This window comes from Candidatus Amarolinea dominans (genome assembly GCA_016719785.1).
GTDB lineage: Bacteria > Chloroflexota > Anaerolineae > SSC4 > Amarolineaceae > Amarolinea > Amarolinea dominans.
The window spans coordinates 459,927-477,407 of record JADJYJ010000001.1 but is presented as its reverse complement, the minus strand read 5'-3'; the positions used below and the strand labels follow the sequence as shown (position 1 = coordinate 477,407).

The window sequence follows — 17,481 nt, the reverse complement described above, 5'->3', positions numbered from 1 at the left end:
CTCCGTTGGGAGTAACACGAGATGACATCTGAAACACCGCTGATCCTACTGTATAACCCGAAAGTCGCCAAGCCGGGCTATCATCGCCTGCCTCATTCCCTGCTGCAACTGGGCACCCTGTTGGAAGGGCGCTATCCGTATGAGATCGTGGATGGCAATCTCGACCAGGAACGAGATCGCGCGGGCGAGATCATCGAACGCGTGCGCCGCGAGGGCATCCGTTACCTGGGCGTGACCATCATGCCCGGCCCGCAACTGCAGCAGGCGGTGCCGGACATCAAGCGCATCAAGACGGCCTGTCCGGACCTGACCATCATTGTGGGCGGCTATTTTCCCACCAATCATCCGAACACCTGCGCCAACGATCCGGCCATTGATTACGTGGTGCTCAGCGCGGGCGAAGATACGCTGCCGGCCCTGCTGGACACCCTGGAGCAGGGCGGCGATCCAACCACCGTGGCCGGGCTGGCCTTTGCCCGCGACGGTCAGGTGATTCATACCCCCCCGCGGCCGCCCCATCACCCGAACGACTTGCCCTGGTATCCCTACCACAAGGTTCCGGTGGAGCGCTACGTCAACCGCACGCACCTGGGCACGCGCACCCTGAGCCATCACAGCAGTTTTGGCTGCCCGTTCTTCTGCAACTTCTGCGCGGTGGTCAACATGGCCGAAGGCAAGTGGCTGCCAGAAAGCGCCGAGCGCCTGGGCGAGTTGACGCAGTATTTTATGGACAAATGGCACATCAACGCCCTGGAGTTTCATGACAACAACTTCTTCACCAGCGAGAGCCGGACCGCCGCGTACGCTGAGAACCTGCTGCGTCGTGATTTGCTCCTGGCCTGGTGGGGCGAAGGGCGCATTGATACCATGCTCAAATTTAGCGACCGCACCTGGCGGTTGTTGCGCGACAGCGGTCTGAAGATGGTCTTCATGGGCGCGGAGAGCGCCGACGATGAGACGCTCAAGAAGATGAACAAGGGCGGCACGCTGACCGCGGACAAGACGCTGGCCCTGGCTGCACGCGCAGCCAAGTACGACATCGTGCCGGAGTTCAGCTTCATCCTGGGCAATCCGCCCGATCCGCACAAGGATATCGAGCGTGGCATCGAGTTCATTCGCAAGATCAAAGAGATCAATCCGGCCGTGGAGATCATCATGTACCGCTACGACCCCGTGCCGTTGGCGGGCGAGATGTGGCTGGCGGCCGAGCAGTCTGGCTTTGCTTTTCCGCAGACCCTGGACGAGTGGGCGGACCCCAAATGGGTGCGCGTGCAACTGCGCCGCAGCGCAGACACGCCGTGGTTCAAGCACAACGATCGCGAGCTGATGCGTAACTTCGAGACCGTGCTCAACGCCTATTACCCGACGACTACCGACCGTCGTTTGCGCAGCCCCCTTTGGCGTCCGGTTCTCAAGGCCCTGAGCGGTTGGCGCTACAGCCTGCGCGTCTACCGCTGGCCCTTCGAACTGGAGGCCGTGCAAAGGCGCATCCGCTATCAGCGCCCGGAGACATCGGGATTCTAGCTGCCTCTCGAAATCTGACCTTGACAGCGTGCGCATTTGACGTAAAATAGGGGTGCATACCACCAAATAGATTCAGCGAGGCGCCGATGGACGAAGCACAGCATATGACCTACATTACCAGTATCGAACGTATTGGCATGAAGCGCGGCTATGAGACTGGCAGGCTGGAAGGCATTCAGCAGGGCGAAGAGATCGGCCTCCGCCAGGGCTTGTTGACAGGCATTGCGTTAGGCCTGGAGTTGAAGTTCGGCTTCGAGGCTGTGAGTGTTTTGCCAGAAGTCTACAAGATCGAAGATGTGGATGTTTTGCGTGCATTGCAGCAAGGCCTGAGGACGGCGAAAAATCTGATCGAATGGCAGAACCTGTACCGGCCTGAGAAGCGACTCTCGGAATCGTGAGCATTCCTGGCCTGCAGTTGTGACGCACCTGGTTATCGTCAACTACGCCTGCGCGCCTGATTTGCAGAATCCGGACGAGCTGCTCGATCGCTACTTCAGCCTGGTCAGTTGGGCGGACGGGCTGGCGCTGGCCGGCGCGCAGGTCACGGTGGTGCAGGCCACCGCCCTGGACGCGCAGCGCCACCGCCGGGGTGTCACTTACCTCTTCGTCAACGATGGGCTTGGCCCTCATCCCCGCGCCTGGCAGATCCCGCGGCGCTTACACGGTGCAGTGACGCAGGCGCGCCCCGACGTCGTTCATGTCAACGGCCTGTTGTTTCCCCTGCAAACCTGGGCCTTGCGCCAACGCTTACCGCGCACCTGCCCATTGGTCGTTCAGCACCATGCCGAGCGCCCGTGGACAGGTCCCCGCGGCGCGGCGCAGCGCCTGGCGCTGCGGTCGTGCGACGGATTCCTCTTCACAGCCCTGGCCCTGGCCCAACCCTGGCAGGCGGCCGGCATCATCCACCCTACCCAACCCGTTTTCGAGATCATGGAAGGCACGAGCGATTTTCGCACGCGGCCGCGAGCAGAGGCGCGTGCCATCACCGGCCTGACCGGCGATCCCGTGCTGTTCTGGGCCGGCAACCTGGACGCCAACAAAGACCCGCTGACCATCCTGGATGGTTTCGAGCTGGCGTTGGCCCATTTGCCCACGGCGCGGCTCTACATGGCCTTTCGTTTCGCCGACCTGCTGCCGGCGGTGCGGGCGCGCATCGCCCAACGCCCGGCCCTGCGAGAAACCGTCGAACTTCTGGGCAACCTGCCGCGCGCGGACATCGAGCCTTACTACAACAGCGCCGATTTTTTCGTGCAGGGCAGTCATCATGAGAGCACGGGGTACGCGCTGTTGGACGCCCTGGCCTGCGGCGTCGTGCCCATCGTCACCGACATTCCTTCATTCCGTGTGCTGACCAACAACGGCGCGTTGGGCGCGCTTTGGCCGCCTGACGACAGCCGCGCCCTGGCCGCGGCGTTGGTTTCGTGTGCGCAGCGCCCCCTGGAGCCTCCGCGGGCGGCCGTGACTGACTTCTTTGACGCCCATTTGAGCATTCCCGCGGTGGGACGCCAGGCCTTGAACATTTACCAATCGCTGCGCCGGCGCCGGGCAGGCCGCCAACCCGACGGGGCGAGATGACCACGGCCATCTCGCCAGGGACGAGACGGGCCATCCTGGTCGTTCTCCTGCTCGCCTTCTGGCTGATTTCACTGCGCCATCTGACTGTGGCGCCGCCGGTCTACGAGGACGAGCCCTGGCAGGCCTCCACCGGCTGGAAGCTGGCGACGACCGGTATTTTTGGCAGCGACCTGTTTGCCGGTCTCTATGACATGGATCGGCATTACTACGGCTACCTGCCGCTGCACCCCCTGCTGCTGGCCGTCATCTACCGCATGGCCGGCATTGGCCTGCTGCAAACCCGCCTGGAACCGGTGGCCCTGGGCCTGCTGACGCTGGCGCTCACCGCGACCCTGGCGCAAGCCCTCTTTCGCGATCGGCGCGTGGGGCTGCTGGCGCTGATCTTGCTTCTGCTCCTGCGGCTGAATAGCGCCGGCCCATTTCGCCTCACTGGCATTCCGCTCCTGGATACGGCGCGCATCGCTCGCTACGACATGACGGTGCCGGTTTTTGGCCTGGCCGCCTGGTACGTCTTCTGGCGCACCACAGCCCGGCCTACAGGATCAAAGCGCGGCGCGGTCTTCGGTTATCTGCTGGCCGGCCTGCTGACCGCCCTCGCCAGCCTGGGCCATCTCTACGGCGCCTTCTGGCTGCCGGTGCTCTTGATCTTGACCCTCTGGACGCCGTCACCCGGCCGGCTGAGGCGCGCAATCTGGCTGCTGGCCGGCTTTCTCATTCCCTGGCTGCTCTACCTGCCCTACGTCTTGGCCGATCTCCCCGCCTGGCGCGCACAAACCAGTTTCTACGGCGAACGCTTCCGACTGCTCGACTGGCGCTGGTACCTGAACAATCTGCGCCAGGAGCCGCTGCGCTACGCTCTCTGGTTGCCGGATGATCTCCTGCCTCGCCTGGCGCGCATCGGCGCCTGGCTGCACCTGCTCGGTCTACCGGCGGCCGCCCTGGCCCTGATGCGGCGTTCCTGGCGCCGGCATGACTTCGCCGCGCGCGCGCTTCTGCTGCCCACGGTGCTCTTGCCCGCGCTGATGGCGCTGTTGATCTTCCTCAAGCTGCCCAACTACCTGGTGCTCTTCACGCCGGTCTGGTGCCTGACGCTGGCCTGGGGCAGTGTGGCCTTGTGGGACAGGCTGGCAACGGCTCGCCTTGGCCTGCGCGCCACGCGTTGGCTCCTGGTCGCGCTCCTGCTCGCTGTTGGCGTCGAAGGGGTCACGCGGCTGGCCGCGCTGGAAACGGCCGCGGCTCAGACCACGCCCTACCCGGCCTTCATCCAACAGGTGCGCCAATGGCTCCCGTCCGGGGGCCGTGTCCTGGGCTTGCACAACTATTGGTTGGGCCTGGAGGACTACGATTACCATTCGTTTGCCGTGCCCATCTTGTGGGCCGATCCGGTCTACACCTCGCCGCCGCTGACGTTTGGCGCGGCGCTCAGCCGGGCGGCGCCGACGGTCATCCTGCTCGACGCGCATCTGCGTGACTATTTCGCGCACCATCCTGAACAAGAGGTTGAGTTGAACGCCTGGTTGGCGCAGCATCACGGCCGTCGCGTCGCGTCCATCGCGGATGCGACTTACGGCGCGCTCGACATCTACTGGGTGCAGCCATGAAGCCGCAGATTCAAGTAAGGCCGACGACCGTGCGCTTGCTGGCGCGCATCCAGGCGATGCCGCTTGCGGCCTGGTCTGGCCTGGCGTTGACGATCGTCCTGCTCAGCGGCCTGTTGCAGCAGCCGGCTCAATTCGAGCTGCTGGTGCGCCCTGTTCTTCCTCTGTTGCGCTTGTGGAACCAGCCGGACGCCCAGTATCGCGCCTTGCTCGGCGACGCACCCTACGACCTGCTGCGTGAGACTGATGCTTTGCTTCCGCCCAGTGCGCGTGTTTTACTCGTCACCCCCGGCCGCGATGCCCGTCGCCTCGAATACACGTTGTTTCACCGTGCGCTCTACTTCCTGGCGCCGCGCAGCGTCTGGTGGCTGACGCCCGCGCCCGCGGACGGCGCCTGGGAATCGCGCTGGTGGATCTCAGCGCCGCTGACCGCGCCGGCCGTGCAAGCCGTCGCCCGCGATCGCCAGGCCACGCACATCCTGGTTTTTCAACCGATGGACAGCCCGGCCCTCGATCTGCCCTGGGGCCATAAACTGGCTTCCTGGGATCAAGGTTATCTGCTCAGCGTGGACACCGGCCCGCCAAATCCACTAGGCCGGCCTGCCAGCCCGACGCAGCGCAGCCCCTCCCTGGCCGCGCTGCCGCTGGCCCTGGCCGTCATCTGGTTGCTCGGATTAGGCGCCTTGCAGCCCGCAGCCTGGCTGGGCTATCGCGCCAGCGACCTGGAGATGCTGTCCCTGGCCTGGGCGCTGGGCGTGGGCGCGGTCTCGTTCGGTATGTGGTCGCTCGACCGCCTGAGCGTGACCCTTGCCGGACAAATTCAGTGGCTGACGCTGGCCGCCGTTGCCATCCTGGCCTGGCGCGCCTGGGCATGGATTGCCAGGCGCGCCAGGCCAGCCGCCGTGCGCCTCTACAGCCCTCCGCCGCGCGGGCGTTGGACTCACGTCATCGCTATCTTTTTGTCGGCTCTCCTGGTTTTCCAAATCGCGGCGCTGGTGTTGGCGGCCTGCGGCGCGCCCCTGCGCATCTGGGATAGTTGGGTGACCTGGGGTATGAAGTCACGCATCATCTTTCTGGATGGTCATGTCTCGGCCGCGGTCTATGCGGACCCCTCCCGCGCCGTCACTCTGCTCGGCTATCCGCTGCTGGCGCCGCTGAGCCAGGCCTGGCTCTACGGCTGGCTGGGCGCGGCCGATGACCGCCTGGTGGGCGTGCTATCGGTTCTTCACTATCTCGCCCTGCTCGGCCTCTGTGCCGCGGCCTTGCAACGACGGAGCGCCCCACGCCTGATCGTCCTGGCGACTGTGACGGCCATCGCCCTGCTGCCCAACCTGGCAACCTGGACCGGCGCGGTGCTCAGCGATGTGCCGCTGGCGCTCTTCGCCACCGTGGCCGGCCTCTACCTGGTGGCCTGGCTGCAAGGCGAGGCGGCCGGCGCGCTTTGGATTGCAGCGCTGGCCGCAGGCCTGCTGCCGTGGACAAAAAACGAGGGATTGCTGCTGTGGCTGGCGTCGGTTGCAGTTCTGTTACTGCTGAGTCTGTACGGGCGTTGGGCGCAGGCACAGCAACGACCGATCTGGCCGGCTGTCGGCGCGTTGTTGGCGGCGGCGTTGGTTATCAATGTGCCCTGGCAACTTTTCCTGCGCGCCCACCCCGTGCTGAACGACGCCTTTGTCCCAGTGACCTGGGCCGCCTGGCAGACCAACGCCCATCGCCTGCCCACCATCCTGCGCCAGGTAGGGGCCGCGCTGGCCGGCGCGCGCGGGAGCTACGCGTGGCCGCTGGCGGCGCTGCTGGTGCTGGCGCGGGTCATCTGGCCGCGTGGACAAGCGCCGGGCGCGGCGCGCCGGCTGGCCTGGCCTGATCTCTGGCTGCTCATGCCGGCCATCTACATCGCCCTGGTCAGCCTGGGGTTTGTCTTTTCGGACTATCAGCCCTACTGGCAGCACGTCAGCAATTCGATTGATCGCCTACTGACGCATGTGACACCGCTGGTGGTTCTATGGCTGGCCCTGCCCCTGGTTGATTCGTCCAACCCGTTTCCCAACCGCCCGGATCTCTTGAGAGGGCCGCGTGATGCTCGATCAACGGAATGATCGCTGGCTAACACACCTTGCCACAGGTCTGGCTCTGCTGGCGCTGCTGTTCTTTGCGCTGACCGTTGTGCGGCCGCTGGCGCGATTGCATACCGACGGCTTTGCCGGGTACTACACCATCGGTCACATCGCGGTCTACACGCCAGAGCAGTTGGCGTTGGCCTATGACGAAGCCTGGTACGGACCGCAAGTGGTTCTGTTGACCGCGCCCGGCGTGCGCGAAGTATTCAAGAACCAGCCGCCGCCGGGCAGCCTGCTGCTGGCGCCGTTGGTCTGGCTGCCCTATCCCACGGCTCGACTGGTCTGGCTGCTGCTCAACCTGGGCTTCCTGGTCGTCAGCCTCATGCTGCTGGCGCGGGCCGTGCGCTGGCCGGCGCGGGCAGGCCTGTGGATTGCCCCTCTGTGCCTGTTGTATCGCCCCGTGTATGAGAATTTACGCCAGGGACAGATGTACCTCTGGCTGCTGGTTTGGCTGTGCCTGGCGCTGTGGGCGCTGGCAACCGGGCCGGCGCGGCCACGCGCCTACGCGCTGGGCGGCGTGATGTTGGGCCTGCTGTTGATTTTCAAGACGGCCGTGATCTGGCTGTGGCCGCTGCTGGCGCTGGCGCGCCGCTGGCAAATTCTGTTATGGGGAGGGATCACGGCCGCGGCCGTGGCATTGCTCAGCCTGTTCTATCTCGGCCTTGCGCCCTGGCGTGCTTATCTAAATCAGATGCCCTTGCTCTTCACGATGCCCGATCGCTACGCCACCGGCTATCAGACCATCACCAGTCTGTTCGGCCATCTGTTCGTCGCCGCGCCGCCCTTCAGCCCGGCGCCGGTGGCTCATCTGCCTGCGCTGGCCACGGCGCTCACACTGACGGTGCAGATGACCACGTTGGTAATCACCGCACGGGGGCAACGGATGCTGGGGACTGACCACGCCGGGCGCGTGCTGAGCCTGGCGCTGCTGCTATCCCTGGCGATCGCGAACGCACCGCTGGGCGAAGGCTATCATTACACGCTGATCCTGCCCGCGCTGCTCATCGCTGCCTGGTGGGCGTGGACGGCGCGCTTACCCTGGTCACAGTGGGCGCTCTTGGCGCTGGCCGCCCTGCTGCTCAGCGCCCCCTGGCCTTATCAATCACCACAGCTCAGCGCCGGCTGGTGGGCCTTGCTGGCCTATCCGCGGGTGTACGGAGCGTATGCGCTGTGGGGATGGCTGTTGGGGCGGAGAGCGGAGGTCAGAGATCAGGTAAACAGCCGCCCTCTTCCCCCCTTCTCCTCTCCATTGTGCGGAGAGGAGAAGGGGTCGGGGGTTGAGGCGAGGCCGCGCATCACCGGCTCGATCACAAACAGCGGCGCGGCGGATCCGTCGCCGGCGCTGACGTTGAGCAGTGAACTGGTGCTGAGGCGGACGCCGCCCCCCGCGATGTCGGCACAGCCCCAGACGTAGGGGTCCACATCCACCAGGCGCGGGGAGAGGTCAAGCCGGCCGTCTACGATGCTGGGGAAGTTCGCCTGCGGCACAGGCACACGCTTTTGCACGATGGCCGGCGTCTGCAGCCCGGCGCTGAGCGCGGCATCCCAGGCGGCCTGGTCACACTCCCAGCCCAGGATGACGCCGCGCCCGCCGTAGTCATTCGTCGGTTTGATGACCAGGCTGTCTCGATTGGCCGCGGCGTAGGCGAGCAGATCCACGGTGCGGCCGTCCACCTTTGTGGGGCCATCCACCAACAGCCGCGTCCAGGGCAGATGGCGTCGAATCACCAGGCGCTCGACCGGGCTGAGGTCGAGCGGAAAGGCGCTGTCGCTGAGCAGAGCGAAGAGGCCTTTGTTGAAGAGCAGCACCGCGTTGAAGGAATTCACCATGCAGACGGTGTGTTGGCCGACGGCTCGCATCAGCGGATGCTCCGTGCCATACTTTGCCAGCAGTTCCAACGTGACCACGCGCTTGTAGACCAGGTCAATGGCAAAGTCGCCCGCGGTCAGGCGGCCGTCGGGGGCTTGCTCCAACTCGTCGGGGTCGAAGATGCCGACGTCGTAGCCCTGGCTGCGGAAGTAGTCCTGGCACAGCTCGAACTCGCGGTAGGTGCGCACGCCGCGCCAGTCCACGATGGCGATGCGCGGCTTACCCTGGCCGCCCCACGCACGATAGCCGGCCAGCAGTTCAGCCAGGATGCGCGGGCGCGGGGCGAAGGAGGTCACCTGGTAGTGCTGAGCAAAGGCGGCGAACAGCGGAAGGCCGCGGAAAATGGCGCTGAGCGATTCGCCAAAAGCCAGGCCGCCGGGACTTTCCGCGTTGTACTCGACGAAGTTGAGCGTGGGATGCTGGCCGGCTGCCGGCACGGCGTCGGCGAGATAGAACGCGTCCAGGCGCCCGCTGTAGTCGCCAGGCCCACGCGTCGGTTCCAGGGCGAGCAGGGCATCCTCCTGGCTGCTGACTCCCAGACTGGCGCGCAAGGCATCGTGGGTCAACAGATAGTCGTAGGCCTTGCCCAACGCGCCGCGCACGATGCGCGACGCTTCCACCAGGTAGCTGTAGGCCCGCGGGGAAAGGAAATGCGGACGCAGGACCGAGCAAACGGGACGCGTGCCGAAATAGAGCCGATCGGTCTGCGTGGCGGATTGAAACTGTTCCCACGTCGTCAGCGGATCGGCGGCCAGCAACTCATGCCAGAAATCAATGGCTGCTTGCAGCGACATTTTTCCTCCTGCTTTGGGGGGGCCACGAGGAATTCGCCCGCGGCCTGCGATATCTCAGGCGCGGCTCTCGCCACGCAGGAGTGCATCCCAACGCATGGGCGCCCCACCGGCTGGCGCCAGGGCTTTGGCGATGATCAGGTCGGCCATCGCGTTGACCACCCAGTCGAAGTAGATCACCGTGAGCGAGGTGATGTCGAAATCGGGCGCGGAGTTCATGAAGTCAATCGCGTAGGGGATGCCGTCGCGCACGGCAAATTCGACCGTGTTCATGTCATAGCCCAGGGCTTGATTCAACGCACGCGCATCGGCCACCACGCGGCCGTGCAATTCCGGCGCCAACGGTTCGTGGCCGCCCGCGTAACGCTCGAAATGGGGCCGGGTGGGGTCCCAGCGCACCGGCAGGATGTTGTCCTGGCCGATGCACAGGCAGCGAATGTACTGATCCCACTGGATGTACTCTTGCAGGATCATGGTCAGGCGGCCGCTGTTGTCATACGCGCGCCACAGTTCCTCCATGTCATGCACCAGGTGGACATGGCGCCAGCCGCCGCCCCAGTGAGGCTTGAGAATGGCGGGTAGCCCCACGTAGTTCACGATGCGTTCCCAGCCCAGCGGGTAGATCAGGTTGCGCAGGCTTTCACTCGACACGTCCGGGCTGTGGCTGTGATTGGGCAGGACGACGGTCTTGGGAACCGCGACCCCCAGGCGGTGCGCCAGCGCGGTGCCGAAGAACTTGTCGTCGGCGATGCGCCAGAAGGGGTTGTTGATGACATAAGTGCCCTGCAAGACCGCGTATTTGAGTAGCGGTTGGTAGAATGGCACATCGTGCGAGATGCGATCCACGAGCACGCGATAGCCCAGCAGATCATCCATTGTTACCCCGCCGGCGCTGACGTAGTCAGCCGTCACCCCCTGGTTACGCCGGTTGATTTCGGCAATCAGGGCATCAGGAAAGGAACGTTCACGGCCCACGAGCAGGCCCACTTTCAGTTGGTTTGTCATAGAGCAACCTGTCTGTCAGAAGTGCAAAGCGCAGAGTGCAAAGTGCGGTCTTGTAGCCCTTACTGGGGCTTGCATCTCGTAGCCGGACGGGTTTCACCCTCCGGCGGTGCTTCAGTCCGTTAACGCAAGTGCGCGGCGCAGCGCGGGCGCCAGGTCGGTCAGGTCATGCATCTGCGCGGCGACGGCGGCGTGGTCGGCGCCGATGAATAGGCCGGGCACGGCGTTCATGGTATGCTGCCGCACGCCCAGGTCTTCCACATTGCCATGATCGCTGGTGACCACGATCAGGGTCTGCGCCAGGTCACTGGCTGCGATGAGTCCACCCAGAAAGCCATCGAACGCCTCCAGGTTGGCTACGGCCGCGTCCATCTCCTGCCTATGCCCCTGCACATCGGTCAGCCAATGCTCGAATAGAACAAAATCGAACGCTTGCGCCAGCGCGGCCAGGTTGCGTCCGGCCTGTTCCGGTGTCAGCAGCGGAGCATCGGCGAAGCTGAGGTGCGTGCGCCAGCCCTCGTTGGTGAAATCGGCCGAGAAGCCGCGGCCGGCCAGCAAATCTTCATGCGTCAAGAGCGCCTGCCCGGCCGAGACGGCTGCCAGCGGCATGACCGACAGCACGCGTTTGCCCCGGTTCACCACCTCGAAATAGCCGGGGGGATAGGCGTTGACGAAGATGAAGCGTTTGCCAGCGTCGCGTACCTGGCTCAGCAGGGTGCCCGCCTGCACGATGGTGCGCACGGGCGCATGTGGCCGCGGGCCGTAATGTTCGCCGACCAGTTGGGGCACATTGCGGCCGGTCAACAGCGTAGCCTGGCCGGTGGCGCTCTGCGGCCGGCCCGGCACACCGAGCGTGGCGTCGAGCGGGGTCAGGGAAGCGTCCGACGTGGTGACCCGCCCGCTGGACGCGGTCAGCGGTGCGCCGGCGAGCAAATTGGACAGCGTGGGTAGATGGGCGCGTGCCAGCGGATTGACGGCCGGGTCGTCGCTTCCCAGGCCGACGCCATCGAGAAAGAGAAAAATGATCCGCCGGGCGGCGGTCTGTCTGTTGGCTGGCATGGGGCCGATTATAGCCCAAAAGCGCGCGTGCGCCAATTGACCGACCGAGAACGCAACAGGCTGGAAGTCCGGGAGCGCGGGCGTCTCGCCTGCAGCCAGTCCGCCAGTCTATCCCATCCCCCTCACGCTCTTTCTCACGCTTTGCTTGTCTGCGGCGGTAGGCCCGAATGAGACCAGGCCGATGGGGACGCCCAACGCGGCGCTCGCCAAAGCCAGCAAGGCGTCGCCGTCTGTCACCGACGTCAGAACGGGTCGGCAGCGCGCCAGGGTCTGCGTCAAGGCGGCCTGATAATCGAGATCGTAGGGGGCCGGCGCAGGGGTCAGCCGTTCGATGATGGCGTCGCCGCTGCGGTAATGATCGCACACCTGAATGGCCGGCAGCTCAGCCAGGCGATCGAGGCAGGTGACCGCCAGCGCGTCGAGCGGGCCGACCACATCCCGCGCGTAACGCAGCATCACCAGATCGAGCCAGCCGCTGCGAAAGTCACGCTGCCAGGCGCCAAATCCGTTGGCGACATCGGGCAGGGCGCGGGTCAGGCTGTCATCCCCGCTGACCAACGGCCCGGCGCCGTGACGCGTGGCGTAGGCGCGGGTGATGCCCAGGCGTGTGACGCGGCCGGCGTAGGCGGCTTCGCCCAGCAGTTGATCGGCGTTTGCCAGCGTGGTGGTGCTCCAGGTGGTGTGCGGGTGAAAGCCGCGCCATTCGTCCAGCAGCACGCCTTGCGCGCCTTCGAAGATGACCGCGCCGGGCTGGCGCAGAATGGCGTGGAGATGGCCGCCGGGCACGATCTGCGCCGTCGCCGCAAAATCGGCGTAGGTTGGCAGCAGCCAGTCGGCCCAATCGGCCGCGGTCAGCATGTCCCATTCCGCGGCGACTTGTGCGTCGGCGCGGCGTTCGTCGCTGAAGAACGGCGCCTTCGCCAGGTTGACGGCGCGCAGAAACTGCAGTTTATCGTGCAGGACATCGGGCCGGGCCAGGTCGCCCACGCGCAGCACACGCTCGCCAAAAGCCAGGGCGTCGGCCTGCGTTTCACCGATGCCCATGCCGCAACTGCCGTGGCGCCCCGCGCCCCGGCTCAACTCCTTCAGGCGGTTGGCGGCGCGCTGGAACGGGGTGATGACCAGGGCGCGCGCGTCGATGGTGGTGTGAGCGAACGGATCGGGCACGCCCAGTTCGTGCAGGTGCTGCGCTTCGACCATCATCGCCAACGGGTCCAGCAGCATGAAGCGCGACAGGTGCGTGGCCGCGCCGGCCAGCGTGCCGCTGCCGAACTGGGCGAAGACGTGCGCCTGGCCGGCAGCGCCTGGCGTCACCACACGGTGGCCGGCCTGGGCGCCGCCGTTGTAGCGCACCACGGTGTGCGCGTCGTGTTGCCGCGTCAGGTAGTCTACGATCGAGCCTTTGCCCGCATCGCCAAAGCCCAGATCCACCGTCAGAATGGCTTGCTGCATGATGATCTCTCCCGCTGCGAAAATAACGTCCCCTCAACCGTAGGTCACGCCTCCGGCGTGACGGCGCTCTCTGCGACAGATCACGCCCCCCTGCGTTAGCGCCGTCCGGTCAGGCAGGCGACTCAATTGCCTAGATCAAGCGGCCGTCGGGCAGCGCGTGCTTGATCGCCGGTAAAACGCCGGTGATGACGGCCGGGGTTGACGGCCGCGACGCCGCGTAACGGGTGAGCGCCGTCATGGCGACCGCGGTCGCGCCGGGATCGTAGCCGGCGCTCTGCATGTCCTGGCCGGCCGTGTCGAGACTGTCCAGCGTGCCTTCGCACAGGCCGACGGCGAGGGCGATGGTTTCGCACACGGCCGCCTCGTCGTCCAACAGCAGTACGCGCTCGCCAAGCAGCGTTCGCCAGCGCGCCTGCACCTCCGCGCTGCTGCCATGCGACGTGTTGGTGGGGATGATGTGGAAGTATTCGTAACGCTTCTGTACTTCGGCCACCAACGCCTCGGTCGGAATGCGCAGCAGCAGGTGATCGCCGATCAGATGTTGCACCTGGCTGCGCCGCACGGCCGGATAGGGCTTCTCGTCGCCGATGGTGAAGAGATAGCCCTTGTGGCCGCGCCGGTCATAGCAGTCCATGGCGGTGTGGCGGGCCATGAAGTACAGTCCCAGCTCGTAGGTCTCATGCACCTGGCCGCCGCCGCCGCCTTCCAGGTAAATTTTGCCCAGGTCGTCATCCATCTCCAGGCCGGACTCGAACTGCCCGATTTGCAATGGAATCTTGTCGCAGTTGGCGTCGCCAATTGCGCCGAAGAGGACCTGCGGATGCGCGACGTAGCCGCGCTGCACCAGCACGCGCATCAGCTTGCCCAGCTTGGTTTGCAGGACGCGGGGCACACTGCCCATCGAACCGGTCACGTCGAAGAGGACGGCGATGGCAACCGAATCCGGATGCTGATCGCTGTCGCGGCTCTCGCGCATCTTGCCGAAAGGGTTCATCTGATCGTGAATCTGCACGATGCCTGTTGCGCGCACCTGCTGATCGTAGGTGAACGCGGTTTGCTGTGTTTGTTGCCGATAGCCCTGCCGCGACTGATAGGCGGCGTCACTCCAATTCGAGTATCCCATGAGATTGTCCTTTCTGATCCTTTCTCGATCTGTCGCAAGTCCGTTTATTGGCAAGTTGGGGCAAACGGCCAGTTTGCCCTACGCTGACGGCATGTGAAACGGTCGAAACGTGCGCGCCCCGTAAGTCTGCTGCAAGATGTCCTGGAAATCGTCGAAAAGCTCCCAGGCCACGCTGACCCGGCGCTGGGGCGAGGGGATGAGGCAGGCGCGCAGCAAGGCGCGAATGGCCGGCGGAACACCAATCGGCAGGTCATCAGGATTGTTTTGACCGCCCAGCAGGTGCAGCAGGCAGCGCGCGGCCATGAACAGGTCGGTGGCGGGGGTGGCCGGCTGACGTGCTTCGATCTCCGGCGCATAATCGGCGGCATAGGCCGGAGAGATTGCCTTGATCGGCTGGCCCATCGGCACACAATAGCACCAATCGAGCAGCAGCCCGTTGTGATCGGCCGGCCGCACCAACACGTGCGCAGGTGTCAGCGCGCCGTGAACCAGCCCCAGCCCGTGGATGACACCCAGGGCCGCCAGGATGCGGTTGAACATCCAGGCCGCATCGGCCAGGGAGAGCCCGCCGGGAAAGGCTCCCTGCACGGCCGCGAGAGTCACGTAACCAACCTCCTGGCGCAGGACGTTGACATGGCGCAAGGCGCCGTCGCCGCCGCGCAGCAGGAAATGTTCGATCAACGTGGGGAAGTGCGCAGCGACAGGCTGACCGTCCAGCTCCCGCGCCAGGCGCGCCAGCGTCGCCGCTTCCACGCGCAGCAGATCGTGGTTGGCTGGCTGCCGCGCCACTTTGAGCAGAACCGGCGCGCCGTCGGCCAGGGCCGGATAGAGATCGCACAGGTCGCCGCTCAGCGGCGGCTGGTCCCCGCGATAGCGGTGCAGGCGACTGGTCGCTGCGATGAGCGGCGCGGCGGGGTCAGCGGCCGCCGCATACCGCTGCGCCATCTCGTACCAGTCCTGCAGCCGCTTGAACGCCTCGTTGGCGGCCGCCGCGTCATTCGGGTGATGATCGGGGTGAGCCTGGCCGGCCAGGGCGCGGTAGCGTCGTTTCAGCGCCTGCGCCGAGGTCAGATGCGCGGCGCCAAAGACCTCCTGAACGCGGGTAGCCGCGCGCAACTGCTGCAACAACTCGGACAACGCCTGGTTCACGGTAGTTTCCTTCACACTTTTAGTGTCAAATCTACACTATTATTATAGTGTAAAAAATACACTAAGTCAAATTCCATATGCAGGGTTTGTGACGTTCCAGCGAAGGTTTGGATGGATGACGCGGATCAGCGTGAGGCGGTCAGGGCGCCCTGCTGCAGGCAGGCCTATTGGGGACAGCGTTCGTGGTGAAGCATGTGGGAAGTGTCAGGAAGAATCAGGGCCGTAGAGTGGCGGTAAAGACGATCTCACGCCACCTGCTGTAAGTGTTCGTTCAACCAAAGGTTGGCCAACGTCTCGGCTGTGAGACCTTGCCGGCGTGCGGCCGCCATCAAACGATTGGCCAGACTCCATTCCAGCGGCACCAGGAAAACACGGCGCTGTAGCTCGACATCGAAATGCACTGCCACAGTTTGACCCCAATAGTCGGCCAAGCTGTGCGTATCCCAGAACTCAGCGGCAGCTTCCAGGCTCTCGAATTCTTCAGGGATTAGATCCATCGTCTTATTTGCGTCCATATTGTTTTCGTTCTCCCGAGTCCATGTCACGGGCGCTGATGACCAGGGCCGTGCCGCTTGACTTGCGAATGAAATAGACGATCACATAACGACCCGACCCGGTTCGTCCCATTGTTGAGTACAGATCTTCGCCGTGTATTTTACCTCGCTGAATGCGTCGAAATTGAGGTCGGCCTGCAAATAACTCTTCGACCTCGGCCGATTCAATGCCATGCTTACTCGCTAGTTTTTCGACGATATCCGGAAGCCACAGGATGTCAATGATTTGCACGGCTGTCTCACCTTGTGCATGGAATTGCTCACGTAAGATTATACCCGATTATTCATCGCGTGTCCATCAGTGCAATTGGGGCGAAATGTGACGTACACCTTGACCAATTCTTGTCCGGGGCGTCAGGTTGTGACGGATGCGCTTCTTCATGATAGAATTTGAGCGAAAGGAGAACTCAATGGGAAACGAAGCACCGGCGCAGCAGATTGTGTTGTATGGGACAGCGTGGTGTGGTGATTGTTGGCGGGCGACGCAGGTGTTCAAGCGACTAAACGTTCCTTACCAGTATGTAGACATTGACCAGGACGTGGACGCCGCGGAATGGGTGCAGCAGCTCAATTGAGGTTATCGCAGTGTCCCCACGATCGTGTTTCCTGATGGCGAGGTGCTGGTGGAGCCGGCGAATGTCCAACTCATTCGGAAGTTGAGTCAGATGATCAGCAAGACTGCCGAAGTGTAACAGGATCGGCCGGAACGGGGATCACCTTGATCGTCTCGCCGTCATCCAGCCATACCAGGTAATCCCCTTCGCGGATCGCATGACGTTTACGAATTGGCGCAGGGATAACGGTTTGCCAACGTTTGGTGATAGATGTCATCATTCAGTGCTGGATCCAACTACCAAGCCGGCCGGCGGGAATCTCAACCTGCTCGTAGACATCAGCCAAGGCAACGCGACAACCCACTGATGACAGGGTGATGACATCCTGCGTCTCCCTCACTTCGGTGAGCAGCCAGCGATCATCCGGCTGACGGACGTAATGCTCGACATGGCTGACATCCTGTGCAATCAACAGGTATTCGGTCAATGAGCGCAGCCGGCGATAGTGCTCGAATTTCTTGCCGCGATCATAGGCTTCAGTCGCCGGCGAAAGAACCTCACAGAGCACGGTTGGATTCAGCAAGACATCGTGCTGCTTGTCATCAAAGCGAGCCGGACCACAAACGATGGTCAGATCGGGATAGGTATAGAGACCAGTGGCGCTGATCTTGATGCGCATGTCGCTCGGATATATCTTACAGCCACGGGCGCGCAGCTGCGGACGCAGGCACGCAATCAGGTTCGTCACGATCAGATTGTGAGCTTCACTGGCGCCGGCCATCGCAAAAATCTCACCCGCGAGATACTCGCTCTTGGTGGCGGCGGTTCGCTCGTGCGCCAGGTAGGTTTCTGGAGTCCAACGGAATTTGAGTAACGCCGTCATACCATTCTTCATTCACCCCATTTTAAGGGTCATCCCCTCGTGGTTCTGCCAGTGCCGCAGATTCTACATCGCCTGCCGCCGCGAGGCAAGACATAGCGCAACCCCTTCGTGCCCTTCGCGCTTCGCGCCATTCGCTCTGCTTCGCGACTTCGTGCTCCAAACGCTACGTGCTCCAAGCACCTCGGCGCCGCGATCGTTTCGGCGCCCCATTCCGCGGGTCACGCGCTTGC

At 64.1% G+C, this 17,481-nt stretch carries 15 protein-coding genes and 1 pseudogene; 7 read left to right on the top strand and 9 right to left on the bottom strand.

Annotated features, from left to right (window positions below; genetic code table 11):
• The first annotated feature begins 21 nt into the window (after window positions 1-21).
• The 6 genes from IPM84_02400 (at window position 22) to IPM84_02375 (ending at window position 8,228) form a co-directional block, all read left to right on the top strand.
• Window positions 22-1,524, top strand: a complete 1,503-nt coding sequence (locus IPM84_02400; GenBank protein MBK9091624.1) for a B12-binding domain-containing radical SAM protein — start codon at window positions 22-24, stop codon at window positions 1,522-1,524.
• An 86-nt stretch (window positions 1,525-1,610) separates the two neighbouring features.
• Window positions 1,611-1,922 carry a hypothetical protein gene (locus IPM84_02395; GenBank protein ID MBK9091623.1) on the top strand — a complete coding sequence of 104 codons (312 nt, stop codon included), beginning with the start codon at window positions 1,611-1,613 and terminating at the stop codon, window positions 1,920-1,922.
• A gap of 19 nt (window positions 1,923-1,941) precedes the next feature.
• Complete coding sequence (locus tag IPM84_02390; protein MBK9091622.1) at window positions 1,942-3,099, top strand: glycosyltransferase family 4 protein; 1,158 nt, start codon at window positions 1,942-1,944, stop codon at window positions 3,097-3,099.
• Complete coding sequence (locus tag IPM84_02385; protein ID MBK9091621.1) at window positions 3,096-4,700, top strand: hypothetical protein; 1,605 nt, start codon at window positions 3,096-3,098, stop codon at window positions 4,698-4,700. The genes IPM84_02390 and IPM84_02385 overlap by 4 nt, the downstream gene beginning before the upstream one ends.
• Window positions 4,697-6,793 (top strand): hypothetical protein, encoded by a 2,097-nt coding sequence (locus IPM84_02380; GenBank protein ID MBK9091620.1) that lies wholly within the window; start codon window positions 4,697-4,699, stop codon window positions 6,791-6,793. Before IPM84_02385 ends, IPM84_02380 begins: the two co-directional genes overlap by 4 nt.
• A complete protein-coding gene (locus IPM84_02375; GenBank protein ID MBK9091619.1) occupies window positions 6,774-8,228 on the top strand; it encodes a DUF2029 domain-containing protein in 1,455 nt (484 codons plus the stop codon). Before IPM84_02380 ends, IPM84_02375 begins: the two co-directional genes overlap by 20 nt.
• Window positions 8,229-9,532: 1,304 nt before the next feature.
• Here the strand turns inward: IPM84_02375 and IPM84_02370 are convergent.
• The 7 genes from IPM84_02370 to IPM84_02340 form a co-directional block, all read right to left on the bottom strand.
• Window positions 9,533-10,450 (bottom strand): hypothetical protein, encoded by a 918-nt coding sequence (locus IPM84_02370; GenBank protein MBK9091618.1) that lies wholly within the window; start codon window positions 10,448-10,450, stop codon window positions 9,533-9,535.
• A gap of 141 nt (window positions 10,451-10,591) precedes the next feature.
• The gene (locus IPM84_02365; protein ID MBK9091617.1) at window positions 10,592-11,536 is read right to left on the bottom strand and encodes an alkaline phosphatase family protein; all 945 of its coding nucleotides are present in this window, start codon (window positions 11,534-11,536) and stop codon (window positions 10,592-10,594) included.
• Between the two features lie 108 nt (window positions 11,537-11,644).
• A complete protein-coding gene (locus IPM84_02360; GenBank protein ID MBK9091616.1) occupies window positions 11,645-12,988 on the bottom strand; it encodes an adenylosuccinate synthetase in 1,344 nt (447 codons plus the stop codon).
• A 130-nt stretch (window positions 12,989-13,118) separates the two neighbouring features.
• Window positions 13,119-14,111: a hypothetical protein gene (locus IPM84_02355; protein MBK9091615.1), complete on the bottom strand. Its 993-nt coding sequence runs from the start codon at window positions 14,109-14,111 to the stop codon at window positions 13,119-13,121.
• Between the two features lie 78 nt (window positions 14,112-14,189).
• The gene (locus IPM84_02350) at window positions 14,190-15,260 is read right to left on the bottom strand and encodes a DnaJ domain-containing protein (GenBank protein ID MBK9091614.1); all 1,071 of its coding nucleotides are present in this window, start codon (window positions 15,258-15,260) and stop codon (window positions 14,190-14,192) included.
• A gap of 245 nt (window positions 15,261-15,505) precedes the next feature.
• Entirely contained in the window at window positions 15,506-15,757 is a 252-nt protein-coding gene (locus tag IPM84_02345) for a hypothetical protein (protein ID MBK9091613.1), read from the bottom strand.
• 4 nt (window positions 15,758-15,761) lie between these two features.
• Window positions 15,762-16,046: a BrnT family toxin gene (locus IPM84_02340; GenBank protein ID MBK9091612.1), complete on the bottom strand. Its 285-nt coding sequence runs from the start codon at window positions 16,044-16,046 to the stop codon at window positions 15,762-15,764.
• A gap of 178 nt (window positions 16,047-16,224) precedes the next feature.
• Here IPM84_02340 and IPM84_02335 point away from each other — a divergent pair.
• A pseudogene (locus tag IPM84_02335) lies at window positions 16,225-16,506 on the top strand (glutathione S-transferase N-terminal domain-containing protein).
• Here the strand turns inward: IPM84_02335 and IPM84_02330 are convergent.
• A complete protein-coding gene (locus IPM84_02330) occupies window positions 16,484-16,648 on the bottom strand; it encodes an AbrB/MazE/SpoVT family DNA-binding domain-containing protein (GenBank protein MBK9091611.1) in 165 nt (54 codons plus the stop codon). The pseudogene IPM84_02335 and the gene IPM84_02330 overlap by 23 nt on opposite strands.
• Window positions 16,649-17,251: a Uma2 family endonuclease gene (locus IPM84_02325; GenBank protein MBK9091610.1), complete on the bottom strand. Its 603-nt coding sequence runs from the start codon at window positions 17,249-17,251 to the stop codon at window positions 16,649-16,651.
• Between the last annotated feature and the right edge of the window lie 230 nt (window positions 17,252-17,481).

Bases quoted from the DNA above. Each gene is read 5' to 3' on its own strand.
- IPM84_02330 (MBK9091611.1), bottom strand. From the start codon at position 16,648: ATGATGACATCTATCACCAAACGTTGGCAAACCGTTATCCCTGCGCCA.
- IPM84_02355 (MBK9091615.1), bottom strand. From the start codon at position 14,111: ATGGGATACTCGAATTGGAGTGACGCCGCCTATCAGTCGCGGCAGGGC.
- IPM84_02395 (MBK9091623.1), top strand. From the start codon at position 1,611: ATGGACGAAGCACAGCATATGACCTACATTACCAGTATCGAACGTATT.
- IPM84_02385 (MBK9091621.1), top strand. From the start codon at position 3,096: ATGACCACGGCCATCTCGCCAGGGACGAGACGGGCCATCCTGGTCGTT.
- IPM84_02325 (MBK9091610.1), bottom strand. From the start codon at position 17,251: ATGACGGCGTTACTCAAATTCCGTTGGACTCCAGAAACCTACCTGGCG.
- IPM84_02345 (MBK9091613.1), bottom strand. From the start codon at position 15,757: ATGGATCTAATCCCTGAAGAATTCGAGAGCCTGGAAGCTGCCGCTGAG.
- IPM84_02365 (MBK9091617.1), bottom strand. From the start codon at position 11,536: ATGCCAGCCAACAGACAGACCGCCGCCCGGCGGATCATTTTTCTCTTT.
- IPM84_02400 (MBK9091624.1), top strand. From the start codon at position 22: ATGACATCTGAAACACCGCTGATCCTACTGTATAACCCGAAAGTCGCC.
- IPM84_02375 (MBK9091619.1), top strand. From the start codon at position 6,774: ATGCTCGATCAACGGAATGATCGCTGGCTAACACACCTTGCCACAGGT.
- IPM84_02380 (MBK9091620.1), top strand. From the start codon at position 4,697: ATGAAGCCGCAGATTCAAGTAAGGCCGACGACCGTGCGCTTGCTGGCG.
- IPM84_02360 (MBK9091616.1), bottom strand. From the start codon at position 12,988: ATGCAGCAAGCCATTCTGACGGTGGATCTGGGCTTTGGCGATGCGGGC.